This window comes from Gammaproteobacteria bacterium (assembly GCA_036381015.1).
GTDB lineage: Bacteria > Pseudomonadota > Gammaproteobacteria > Steroidobacterales > Rariloculaceae > ZC4RG20.
The window spans coordinates 61160-73843 of record DASVDR010000005.1 but is presented as its reverse complement, the minus strand read 5'-3'; the positions used below and the strand labels follow the sequence as shown (position 1 = coordinate 73843).

The following is a 12684-nucleotide window of genomic DNA, read 5'->3' as shown; positions in this document are numbered from 1 at the left end:
TTTTCACGCCTCCATGCATTCCGCGTGCCGCGGCTCTCGACCGGTTGCAGGCGAACCAAGAGAAGCAGGTTCCCCACGAGCTCGAACGAACCGAGCGTGGTATTCGGCGAGCGTCATGCCTCGAAAATCGCCGGCCCCTGCGGAGAACACCGCCTCGAGCGTGTCATACAGGCGCTCGACGGCGTTGCAATCGGGGAAATAGGGGCTCCCGCCCGGCATCAACTCCGACGAATGCAACATTAGCTCCACGTAATCAGCACTCCTCCGCCTTTCCGTTTGCAGAATCTGCAACATTGCGCAGCGGTTGTGCCGATTCGGGCGAAACCAATGGACTGAAGGCATCACTCTTTCGACCGCCCGATTCCCCCAAGATGCGCGGCCGAGCAGCCGCCTGGCGGCTTTGGGAAGCCATCCGCGGCTCCCCGGCTCAATGGTCACGGGCACTTCGAGCAGCGGAAGCCTTCCGCGGCGCCGGACGTCGTCCTCGTCCATCCAAAAAGCTTCTCGAGGCACTGCACGGTAGTCGACGTCGCCCACGCCGCCCGGAGTCCCCGGCTCGTGACCCCATGAGACGCCCGGCGTCATCGAGCAGTCCACGAGGTAGCCTTGCTCGACGAGCAAATGCGCGTACGTCCGATCGAACGCCCAACGGCCGGCGCGATGACTCACGATCGGGGTCGAAAAGGTTTCCCGCAACGTATCCGTGAGCACGTTGATCTTCTCGCGCATCACGTCGCGGGGGTACTCGATCAGGTACGGCCGCCAGCGGTAGTCGTCTTCGGTCAGCGGGACAATCGGCGGGCTGTTCCACGCGTGCAAATGCATGCCGATTTCTCCCGCGTCGCGCGCGAGCAGATCGTGCGCAAATTCGCGAAACACCGGGCAGCACGCCATCTCCCAGCTCACCAGATACGTGGGGCGGAGACGGTACTTTTCGCAGAGGAATTGAAAACGCGGAAGATGCCGGGCGTTATCAGTTTGGATGTGTCTCGGCGCGCTCCAGAGATCGTCGCCCTCCGTGTCGACGGTGACGAGCCAGGCAGGCTTCTGCGTCGGCGGCTCGGCTGCCGTGGCGGAAATTCGAAAAGCACCGCCGCACGTTATCACCCTGCGCTCCTTCGACCTTCAGGCCGAGCGGAGGAGGCCCCGCGGTCGGTTCGACCGTGCGGGACCCTCCGCATTATAGCCGACGAGTACCGGCCTCTCGGGCGGTGATCGTCTTACCGGCGCAGCTTTCGGCCGCTGCCGTCTCGACGGACGCGTAGAGCCGCTCGAGCTGCCGAGTGCAAGTCAGAATGTTGAAAGAGCTGTCGCCGACCCGCTGCCATGCTTGCGTGCGGGCCTCGACAGGTGCGTTTCGATGCAGTTGCAAAATTTGCTTTGCCCATTCACCGGGAGGAGCGTCCAAGGATAGCCGCACGACGAGCGAATCGATGACGGTAACCTCCGGCGCGATGACGTCCGACACGGCGCACGGCAGTCCGGCCGCCTGCGCTTCGACCACGGCGAGCGGGAGCCCTTCCCAAAGCGAGGGGAATACGAAAACGTCCATAGCGCCGCGCAGGACCTCCAAGGCATCGTCCACCCTGCCCGCAAGCCTTACGCGTCCGGCTATCCCGAGACGGCGGATCTCCCGCTCGACTTCGGCGCGCATCGGCCCCTCTCCCACGAGCAGCAAGTACGCGCGCGGCTCGCGAGCCATCACCTCCGCGGCGATCCTGATCAGCTGGACGTGGTTCTTCGGCTTCCGAAAGCCGCCGATGTGCCCGAGGACCAAACCCTCCGCCGGCAAAGCGTATCGGGCGCGGACGGCACTCCTATCGACCGGAGTCCGAAACGGCTCGAGCTCGATGCCGCAGTGCAACACGCGCCACCGCGAATCCCGACGCCAGCGGGGAAACAGAGCCGCGCCTGCTGCGTCGCTGACGGCCAACCCCTGCGTCGCATGACGGTGGATCCAATGCTCGGTGGTGCGCAGGTACATCTTCCTCGCGAGGCTCGCGACAACCTGGCTCCGGCTCGTATCGCTGTGGGAATGCGCGATTCGCAACGGAACGCCGCACCGATTCGCGACGCGAAGTACGTAGCCGCTGAAATGATGCAGATGACTGTGGACCACGTCGTAGGGGCCGTACTCGTCGAGCGCCTGCGACAGGCTGCGCGCAAAACGCCACGGCCGTTCCGGCGATGCGCAACGGACTATCCGCGAACCGAGCGCCCTCACCTCCTCGTCGAAGAAGCCGGGCCCTTCCATTGTCGTCATGAAGTCGATTTGAAAACGCCGGCGATCGATGTTTCGCAGGAGCCGCACGAGCCACGTCTCTACTCCGCCGGCGGCCAGTCCTGCGACGACATGTGCGACACGAATGCGGTGCACATCGGACGTCATTGCGACCTTCGACTTCGTCGAATCGAAAGAAACCTGTTCGAACTGCACGTCACCGCTTCCTTCGAATGCGTCCGTGTCGCACTCCGGCGACACGCCCTCGCGTCGCACTCCAGAGACACGCGCTCGTACGGTCATCTGGTTCACAATTAGCGGACCAATCGGAACTCCATTTTTGTCAATCGCTATTCGTCAACGGTCAATTCAGAAGGAACATGATGTAATGGAAATGAGAATAAAGCGGCCGTTCACCGTCTTGAGCTTCTCGCAGTTGTTGCTCACCAGCGCAGTCGCCGCCCCGCTCTCCGAGATGGACGGGCAGGGACGTATCGTCGTGGACGGCGAGCCGACCTTCGTCCACGGCATTTACCACGACACGATGGACGTCTCTCCGCCTCGCTACGCGGAGGATTTTCGCGGTGACGCGGAGCGCATCGCGGCGACGGATTTCAACGCCATATGGCTCAGCCTCGACCCCAGCTTCGGCGACGTGGTCATGGAAAACTTCGCGTACCTCCAGAGCAAGGGGATTCTGGTGGTCAGCAGTTTCGATGCCGCGAACGCCGAGAGCGTCGTTCCGAACTACACGGAGGTAGAGCCGCTTCTCAGCCTGGCGACCGCCGACGATTTCAATTCGGACGGGGGCGCCTCTCCGTCGCAGATCGCCGATTATCGGGCCGTCGTCGAGAAGTATCTGCCGAACGTGCTCACCTTCGCATCGGGAGCCGCACATCCTGCGTTGACGCTCGACGGGTACGCGGAAGTGATGGATGCAATGGGTTTGCAGTGCTATCCCATCAGCAATACGAACGGGAACGTGCCCGGCGGTGAGGCTTACGAGCTCGAGATGTGCGACGACATGTTCACGTTCGCCCGAAACGAGCTCGGCGCCGACTATCCGATTCTCCCGACGCTCCAGGCCTTCAAATGGTACTCGGGGGACGCGCGGTACCCCACGGCGCAAGAGCTTCGCAACATGTTGTTCACGACTCTCCAATTCGACCCCGCCGGCGTCTTTTGGTACTCCTACTACGACGGGACCCAGCTGCTCGGAGAAGACCGGCCCGCGCTGTGGGAAGAGCTGACGCTCCTGACGGCCGAAGTGAAGCAACTGGAGCAAGCCCTGCTGCACGGCGACTACACCAAGGTCCGAAACCCGGATGACCCCTACATGGAAGGCGCGGAAGGCGCCTGGCATGCCGCCTATTGGGAGCTAGAAGGCCAAACCTACGTAATCGTGACGAATACCGATAAGGACACCGAAAAGGCAGTGAGCTTCGAGGTCCCGGGCAGCGGCACGATGAAGCCACTGTTCGACGATGCGAGGTATGGGGACACGCTCCGCTACGAGGGCGGGACGATTCAAGGGACGATCGAACCCGAAAGCGTGCACGTCTACGTCCTCGGGGGCGACGGCGGTTCGTCTCGGCCGAACCCTCCCGAGAATCTCTGTGCCGAGCCGTGCAGCTAGCCCGCGGAAGCGCGGCGCCGCCCGACGCGGCGCTGCGCGCCTGCCCCGCATCGGAAAGGGCCGATGCCGTCACCGGTACTCGGCCCTATTCTGAGCAACCTCCGCCTCGGTTAGCATCTAGCCCCTCGGAGCCCCCCGGCGCGGCGTGGGAGCCCGCACCGGCCAACACGGGCCTCTAACGAACTTGAGCAATTGCCGACACGGCGCCGAGGGAGGACGCTCAAAGACGGTCGACTGCACGTCGTCGGTGCGCGTGCCATGCGCTTGATCGTCACCTCCCCCTATCACTACCTCCGGACGCGGGACGGTCGTGTCTGGAGCAAGACGATGTTCTCGAGGTCGTTCTGGCAAAGGTACCTCGGTGTGTTCGACAGCGTGAGAGTGATCGCCCGAGTACGGCAGATCGATGCCGACGAGCCGGACGAGGGGTGGAGGCGCGCCGACGGAGCCGGTGTGGAGATGATCGGGCTTCCCGATGTCGCCGGGCTCGGCCAGCATCTGGCCAAGCTGTTGCAGATGAAGCGGGCCGTGGAAGGCGTGATCAGGCCCGGGGATGCCGTCCTGGGCCGTGCGCCGAGCCAGGAGACGACTTTGGTGCTCGAGCATTTGCCGACGGCGGGCTATCCCTTCGGTCTCGAGGTGGTGGCGGACCCTTACGACGTCTTCTCGCGCGGTGCGGTGCGACATCCCGTGCGTCCCCTGCTTCGATGGTGGTCCACACGGACGCTGAAGAGACAATGCTTCGAAGCCTGCGCCGCCGCGTACGTAACCGAGGCCGCGCTGCAGCGTCGATATCCAACGAGCCCGTTCGCTTACAGAGCATCGTATTCCTCGGTGGAGCTCGACGATGACGCCTTCGTCGACGCGCCCCGGGTGATCACGGCGGCACCCGCGGAGGCCAAGCTGCTCGCAGTGGGTAGCCTGCAGCAGATGTACAAGGGCTTCGATGTGCTCATCGATGTCGCGGCCGATCTGCTTCGCACGAATCGGCCCGTACGCCTAAGAATCGTGGGTGAAGGCCGACACCGCATCGACCTCGAACGGCAAGCCGCGGAACGGGGCATTGCAGATCGAGTGGACTTCGTCGGCGAGCTTCCGACCGGCGAGCCGATGCGTGCGGAGTACGACCGCGCCAACCTCCTCGTCTTTCCCTCGCGATCCGAGGGACTTCCGCGCGTGCTCATCGAGGGCATGGCACGAGGCGTTCCCTGCGTTGCTTCGCGTATCGGCGGAATACCCGAGCTCTTGGAAGACTTTTCGTTGGTACCGCCCGGCGATGCGCAAGCCCTCGCGGCGAAGCTCCGCGAAGTTCTCGCCGATCCCGTCCGCCTGAGCGCGATGTCCGCGAGGAACTTGGCGGAGGCTCGCCGCTATCACGCATCAGAGCTTCAGCCGAGACGCGAAGACTTCTATCGTCGCTTGCAGGAGCTGACGCGCGAGTGGGTTCGCAAGCGGATGCGACGGCATCGACGAGCATCGCAATAATTGGGCTGGCTGAGTGACGCGCTTGGAGTTACGGTAGTCGCGCATCGACTCGGCGAAGGTTGTCAGCGCACTCGAGCACAATATCGCTGAGAAAGCAGAGCCGCTAAACGCATAAGAGTCTTCAGGGCGTGTCGACGGAGCCGCCGGGCTGGGTCGAGGGAGACGCGCGCGATGATCGACCGGCTGCTGGACTTGCCGCGCTCGCAGAAGCGGGCGTTGGTGTTGAGCCTGGACCTCCTTCTGATGCCTCTCTGCATGTGGCTGGCGTTTGCATTACGTCTGGATTCGCTCTGGCCGAGCGAGATTGCGCGTTTCTGGTGGCTTTATGCGGCAGCTCCGGCTCTCGGGATCCCGGTCTTCATCCGCATGGGCACTTATCGGGCGGTGATGCGTTACGTCGGAAGACGAACGTTCTACAGCATCGCACAAGCCGTAACTCTGCAAGTGCTCTTGCTCGGCTTGTTTGCAATACTCGCGTGGCCGCAGGAGTTTTCACGGTCCATTCTCGTCATCTACTGGCTGGTGTGTCTCTTGGTATTGGGCGGCGTGCGCTTCGTCGGCCGAAGTTGCCTCGAGTACCACCTCAACGCTCGACGCTCGCCGCATAGAGTCGTGATTTTCGGCGCCGGGGAGGCCGGTGCGGAGCTTGCACAAGCGCTGCGCCAGGGAACCGATTACGCTCCCGTCGCATTCGTCGACGACCGGCGCGCGTTGCACGGCAACGAGGTGCACGGGCTTACCGTCTATCCTACTTCTCAGTTGGCGCTTCTGATCGAGCGGAACCGCATCGACGCGATACTGCTCGCCATTCCGTACGCCAGGCGCGAGAGGCGAAGGAAAGTGATTGCCGCCCTGGACCGGTTGCCGGTTTCCGTGAAGACCATGCCGTCCTTGAAGGATCTTGTGCGGGGAAGAGCGAGCGTCGGCGACGTTCGCGATCTCGACATCGACGACCTTCTCGATCTCATCGGCCGGTCGCCTGTCAGCCCGGACGAAGGTTTGCTTGCCAAGGCGGTGAGCGGCAAGTCCGTGATGGTCACCGGAGCCGGCGGCTCCATCGGCTCGGAGCTGTGCCGGCAAATCTGCGCCCTCAGGCCTGCTCGTTTGGTGCTGTTCGACATTTCCGAGCATGCGTTGTATGAAATTCAGCGGGAGCTCGAGAAATGCGGACGGTCGGCCGATGACGCGATCACGGACGGGGACAGCATCGATCTGATCCCCGTGCTGGGCAGCGTTTCCGACGAGGCTCGCGTCGTTTCCGTCATCAGAGCATTCGGCGTTCAGGTCATCTATCACGCCGCGGCCTACAAGCATGTTCCGCTCGTCGAGCACAACCCCATAGCCGGCATTCACAACAACGTGTTCGGAACCTGGCACGTAGCGAGGGCCGCGAAAATTACTCGGGTCGAGACGTTCATCTTGATCTCCACGGACAAGGCTGTCCGACCGACGAACATCATGGGGGCCGCTAAACGAATGGCTGAATTGCTCGTTCAGGGGTTCGCCGCGCAGCCCACGGGAACGTGCTTCACGATGGTGCGCTTCGGAAACGTGATCGGGTCCTCCGGATCGGTGGTGCCGCTGTTCGCGGAGCAGATTGCCGCAGGCGGCCCGGTCACCGTCACCGACCCGAACGTCGTGCGATACTTCATGACGATTCCCGAGGCAGCCAACCTCGTGATTCAAGCCGGAGCGATGGCTCGCGGCGGTGAGGTCTTCGTGCTCGACATGGGCGAGCCCGTCAAGATCCTGGACATCGCTCACCGCATGATCCGTCTGCGCGGCTTGCAGGTCCGCGACGAGCAGCATCCGAACGGTGATATCGCCGTCCAGTTTACTGGCCTTCGCCCCGGCGAGAAGCTCCACGAAGAGCTTCTCATCGACGACAACGTCGTACCCACCGACCACCCGCTGATCCTGTGTGCTCAGGAGGCGAGTCTGCCCTGGAGCAAGGTCACGGAGATTTTGCTGGGGCTGCAGGCGGCATGCCGAGCATTCGACAGCTCGCGCGCGGTCGCGTTGCTGCTGAAGGCCGTAGTGGGCTACCGCCCGCAGTGCGCCATTCCCGATCCGATCTGGCGCGGATCGTCTGCTTCGGGCCGTGGGGCGTCCACGGCTCTCGAACCGCGCCGCAAGGTGCGATAGCCGCACGGCGTGCGACACCGGGCACGGCCCCCGCGCGCCTTCAACGGGAATCGCCAAGACTTCGCTCGGCGAAGGCGCGCTATCGGCCGCTGGCTCGCGTTGCCTTGCGGCCGCTTCGCCGGGTTTGTATCATATGCGGCCCACGAAAACCGGTGCGGGGTGGAGCAGTCAGGCAGCTCGTCGGGCTCATAACCCGAAGGTCGCAGGTTCGAATCCTGCCCCCGCTACCACCTATCCCGTCTCCCAACGCGCTTACAGGCGCCGCGGCACGCTCACCGCGGCGGCTCAGGTCAGAACGCGCGCGCACAGATCCAGCAGGAGCCCCGGGAAGACGCCGAGCGCCAGGAGGCTCAGCCCGTTCGCGCTTATCACGACGCGCAAATCCGGCGCGGCCAGCAGCGGTACCTCCTCCGCCGGCTCGCTGAAATACATGTACCAGACGATCCGCAAGTAGTAGAACGCCCCGATCACGGCGAAGAGCACGCCGAGCGCCGCGAGCCAGACGAGGCCTGCTTCCACCACGCTCTGAAGCACGACCAGCTTCGCGTAGAACCCGACGAGCGGCGGCACTCCGGTCATGCTGAACATGATCAGCAGCATCACGAAGGCGAACCACGGGCTCCTGGCGTTCAAGCCCTTGAAGTCCTCCAGATTCTCTGCCTCGAATCCCCGACGGCTCAGGAGGATGATCATGCCGAACGCCGCCGTCGCCATCAGCACGTAGACGATCGTGTAGAACATCGCATCCCGCAGGCCGTTCTCGGTGCCCGCGATAAACCCCATCAAGATGAAGCCGACGTGCGAGATCGTGGAATAGCCGAGCATGCGCTTGAAGTTCGTCTGCACGATCGCGAGCAGATTCCCGATCACGAGGGACAGCACGCAGAGCACGATCAGCATGTCCTGCCAATCGAGCTGCATCGGGCCCATTCCCTCGACGAGGATCCGCCACGTGAGCGCGAATGCCGCGATCTTCGGCGCGGAGCCGACGTAGAGCGCCACGGGCGTCGGCGCACCGTGATAGACGTCCGGGATCCACATGTGGAACGGCACGGCGCCGAACTTGAACGCGACGCCGACGACGACGAACGCCAGCGCCAGCAACGCCGGGATATCCAGCCCGTCCGGCGCTGCGAGCGCCTGCGCGAGCGGCGCGAGCTCGATCGTGCCGGTGATCCCGTAGAGGAGCGAGATACCGTAAAGCAACATGCCCGATGCGATCGCCCCGAGCACGAAATACTTCATCGCGGACTCCGCCGAGCGCGCCGAGTCCCGATTGAACGCGATCAGGGCGTAAAGCGACAGCGCCTGGAGCTCGAGCCCGAGGTAGAGCACGAGCAGGTTGTTGCCCGAGACCATGATCATCAGGCCGAGCAGCCCGAAGAGGCCGAGAATGAAGAACTCGCCCTTCAGGAGCCCGTTCTGATCGAGGAAGCCGCGCGAATAGAGGAAAACCAGAGCGACGATCAGGTACGCGAAGAGCTTCAGCACGTTGCCTGCAGGGTCCGCGACGTACGCGCCGTTGAAGGTCGTCATGCTCGTATCGACGCCGAACCAGACCGAGCAGATCGCGACACCGACGAGCGTCAGCATCGACAGCGTGTAGGTGATGCGCCGCTGCTCCTCCCGAAGGAACACGTCGACGATGAGCACGGCGCAGATCGCCGCGGTCAGGAAGATTTCCGGGGCTGCGAGCGAATAGTCGATCATTTCCCTTCTCTACAGCTTCGACTGCATGACCTGCGTCAGCAGGTTCGCGAGCGTCGAGTCCATCGCGTCCACGAGCGGCTGCGGCCATACGCCGAGCGCGAGCACGGCCGCGGCGAGCACCGCGAGGATGAAGAATTCGCGGGAGCCAACGTCCTGCATCGAGGCCACGCCTTCGTTGCCCACCTCGCCGTAAACCACCCGCTTCACCAGCCAGAGCGTGTAGGCGGCCCCGAGCACCAGGATCGTGGCGGCGAAAAACGAGAGCCAGAAGCTCGCATGGAAGCTGCCGAGAATCACGAAGAACTCGCCGACGAAGCCTGAAGTGCCCGGAAGCCCCGAATTGGCCATCGCGAACAGCACCATGAAGGCGGCGAACTTCGGCATCGTGTTCGCGACGCCGCCGTACGCGCTGATCTCGCGCGTGTGCAGACGGTCGTAGAGCACGCCCACGCAAAGGAAGAGCGCGCCCGAGATCAGGCCGTGCGAGATCATCTGCACCATCCCGCCTTGGAGCGCGAGCTGCGCGCCGTCGGCCGCGCCGCCGGCGTTCGAAACCGCGTCGAAGATCACGAAGAACCCGAGCGTAACGAAGCCCATGTGCGCGATCGACGAATACGCGATCAGCTTCTTCATGTCCTTCTGCACGAGCGCGACGACGGCGATGTAGACGATCGCGATCAGCGAAAGGCCGATCATCAGCCAGTCGAGGGCGCGGCTCGCGTCCGGCGCCACGGGCAGGCTGAAGCGCACGAAGCCGTAGCCGCCCATCTTCAGCAGGATCGCGGCGAGGATCACGGAGCCGCCGGTCGGGGCTTCGACGTGCGCGTCCGGCAGCCAGGTGTGCACGGGCCACATCGGCACCTTCACGGCGAACGCGATCAGGAAAGCGAAGAAAATCAGCACCTGCTCGGTCATCGTCAGCGGCAGCGCGTGCAGGTCGGGAATCGAATAGCTGCCGGCCTGCAAGTACATGTAGATCAACGCGACCAGCATGAACACCGACCCGAGGAAGGTGTAGAGGAAGAATTTCATCGTCGCGTAAACTCGCCGCTCGCCGCCCCAGACGCCGATGATGATGAACATCGGCACGAGCATCGCTTCCCAGAAGACGTAGAAAAGCAGCGCGTCGACCGACGCGAACACCCCGATCATCAGGCCTTCGAGCAGCAGAAACGACGCGAAGTACTGCGCCGGCCGCAGCTTGATGACCTCCCAGCCGGCGATCACGACGAGCGGCGTGAGGAAGGTCGTGAGCAGGATCAGCGGCATCGAGATGCCGTCGACGCCGAGGTGGTAGAAGACGTTGAAGCGCTCGATCCACGGCACGCGCTCGACGAATTGCATGCTCGCCGTCGAGGAGTCGAAGCCCGTGTAGAGCGGGAGGCTCGCAACGAACGTCAACGCGGCGGCGCCGAGCGCGATCCGCTTGCCGAGAAGGGCGCGGTCGGAGCCCAGCGCGAGCACGACGATGCCCGCGGCGATGGGAAGCCAGATGACGATGCTCAGGATAGGCAAATCCATTCCCTCAGCTCCTGAGCGCGAACCAGCCGATCAGCATGGCAAGCGCAACGACCATGGCGAATGCGTAGTGGTAGAGGTATCCGGACTGCAGCCCGCGCGCGACGCTCGAGACGGCTCCGACCGCCCGCGCGCTGCCGTTCACGATCAGCCCGTCGATCAGCACCTGATCGCCGACGCGCCAAAGCGCCTGCCCGGCCGCGCGCGTGCCCCGCGCGAGCACGTTCTCGTTGAACCAGTCGAAGTAGTACTTGTTCACGAGCACGCGGTAGAGCACGCCGGCCCGGTCGAGCACGAGCTCCGGGATGTCCGGGCGCTTCAGGTAGAGAAACCACGCGACGAGCGCGCCCGCCGCGGCGAGATACACGGTGGCCGAGTGCGTCAGCGCATGCAGCACGAACGCCGCGGAACCCTCGAACTCCGCCCCGACCTCGCCGAGCACGTCGTGCCCCTCACGCACGAACAGCGCACCGTCGAAGAAGCCGCCGAAGAGGAGCGGCTCGATCGTCAGCCCGCCGATCACGACCGACGGGATCGCGAGCGCGATCAGCGGCACCGTGACGACGGCGGGAGTCTCGTGCAGGTGCGCTTTGGCATGTGGATCGATGCGCTCCTCGCCGTGGAACACGACGAAGAGCAGCCGGAAGCTGTAGAGCGCGGTGACGAAGACGCCGAGCAGCACGCACCAGTAGGCGTACCCTGCGCCCGGCAGCGTGGACGCGTGCACGGCCTCGATCAGCGCGTCTTTCGAGAAGAAGCCCGCGAACCCGGGGAAGCCGATCAGCGCGAGCGTGCCGACGACCGACGTCCAATACGTGATCGGCATGTACTTGCGCAAGCCGCCCATCTTGCGGATGTCCTGCTCGTGGTGCAGCGCGATGATCACGGAGCCCGCGGCGAGGAAGAGCAGCGCCTTGAAGAACGCATGCGTCATCAGATGGAAGATTCCCGCGGCGTAGGCGGAAGCGCCGAGCGCGACCATCATGTAGCCGAGCTGGGAGAGCGTCGAGTACGCCACCACCCGCTTGATGTCCTGCTGGACGATGCCGAGCAGCCCGGTGAAGAACGCCGTCGTGGCGCCGATCACGATGACGACCGTCAGCGCGGTCTCGGAGAACTCGTAGAGCGGCGACATCCGCGCCACCATGAAGATGCCGGCCGTGACCATCGTCGCGGCGTGGATCAGCGCGGAGATCGGCGTCGGGCCTTCCATCGAGTCCGGCAGCCACACGTGCAGCGGCACCTGGGCCGACTTGCCCATCGCACCGACGAAGAGGCAAATACAGGCGACCGTGAGCGCGGACCAGGCGGTGCCGGAGAAGAGCGAAATCGTCTCGCCCTGGAGCCGCTCGGCCTGCGCGAAGACGTCCGCGTAATCGAGCGAGCCAGCGTAGACGAGGAGCGCGGCGATGCCGAGCAGGAAGCCGAAGTCGCCTACTCGGTTCACGAGGAAGGCCTTCAGGTTCGCGAAAACGGCGGTCGGGCGCTTGAACCAGAACCCGATTAGCAGATAGGAAACCAGGCCGACGGCTTCCCAGCCGAAAAAGAGCTGCATGAAGTTGTTCGACATCACGAGCATCAGCATCGCGAAGGTGAACAACGAGATGTAGCTGAAGAAGCGCTGGTACCCCGGATCGTCGTGCATGTAGCCGATCGTGTAGACGTGCACGGCGAGAGACACGAACGTGACGACCACCATCATCAGCGCCGTCAACCTGTCGATCAGGAAGCCGACGGCGATCGTGAGGTCGCCTACTGTCGCCCATTCGTAGATGTTGCCGTTGAAGGCCGGCATGCCGTCGAGCGCGATGCGCTTCAGCACGTAGAGCGAGAGCGCGAACGAGACCGTGACCCCGAGGATCGTGATCGTATGCGCGCCCGCGCGGCCGATCCTGCCTCCGAAGAGCCCGGCCGCCGCCGCTGCGGCGAGCGGCGCCAGGACGATCGTCAGATAAACTCCTTCCACCGG

The 12684-nt window shown here is 64.0% G+C and carries 8 protein-coding genes and 1 tRNA gene; 4 read left to right on the top strand and 5 right to left on the bottom strand.

Translation table 11 applies throughout. The features are described from left to right. Positions 1-3 precede the first annotated feature (3 nt). Together VF329_01125 and VF329_01120 are read right to left on the bottom strand one after the other, a co-directional pair. Positions 4-879, bottom strand: coding sequence for a deacetylase (locus VF329_01125; GenBank protein ID HEX7079600.1), 876 nt, complete (start codon positions 877-879; stop codon positions 4-6). A 301-nt stretch (positions 880-1180) separates the two neighbouring features. Further along, entirely contained in the window at positions 1181-2389 is a 1209-nt protein-coding gene (locus VF329_01120) for a glycosyltransferase (GenBank protein HEX7079599.1), read from the bottom strand. A gap of 220 nt (positions 2390-2609) precedes the next feature. Between VF329_01120 and VF329_01115 the strand changes: the two genes are divergently transcribed. From VF329_01115 to VF329_01100, 4 genes are all read left to right on the top strand, one after another. Further along, a complete protein-coding gene (locus VF329_01115) occupies positions 2610-3857 on the top strand; it encodes a hypothetical protein (GenBank protein ID HEX7079598.1) in 1248 nt (415 codons plus the stop codon). A 327-nt stretch (positions 3858-4184) separates the two neighbouring features. Then, positions 4185-5342 carry a glycosyltransferase gene (locus VF329_01110; protein ID HEX7079597.1) on the top strand — a complete coding sequence of 386 codons (1158 nt, stop codon included), beginning with the start codon at positions 4185-4187 and terminating at the stop codon, positions 5340-5342. Between the two features lie 171 nt (positions 5343-5513). Then, complete coding sequence (locus VF329_01105) at positions 5514-7487, top strand: nucleoside-diphosphate sugar epimerase/dehydratase (protein HEX7079596.1); 1974 nt, start codon at positions 5514-5516, stop codon at positions 7485-7487. 153 nt (positions 7488-7640) lie between these two features. Beyond that, positions 7641-7717 (top strand) — tRNA-Met (locus tag VF329_01100). 55 nt (positions 7718-7772) lie between these two features. Here the strand turns inward: VF329_01100 and nuoN are convergent. The 3 genes from nuoN to nuoL are packed head-to-tail and all read right to left on the bottom strand — an operon-like array spanning position 7773 to position 12681. Continuing rightward, positions 7773-9197 carry an NADH-quinone oxidoreductase subunit NuoN gene (nuoN, locus tag VF329_01095; protein ID HEX7079595.1) on the bottom strand — a complete coding sequence of 475 codons (1425 nt, stop codon included), beginning with the start codon at positions 9195-9197 and terminating at the stop codon, positions 7773-7775. A gap of 9 nt (positions 9198-9206) precedes the next feature. Further along, positions 9207-10718: an NADH-quinone oxidoreductase subunit M gene (locus tag VF329_01090; protein ID HEX7079594.1), complete on the bottom strand. Its 1512-nt coding sequence runs from the start codon at positions 10716-10718 to the stop codon at positions 9207-9209. A 4-nt stretch (positions 10719-10722) separates the two neighbouring features. Next, positions 10723-12681: an NADH-quinone oxidoreductase subunit L gene (gene nuoL, locus VF329_01085; protein HEX7079593.1), complete on the bottom strand. Its 1959-nt coding sequence runs from the start codon at positions 12679-12681 to the stop codon at positions 10723-10725. Positions 12682-12684 lie beyond the last annotated feature (3 nt).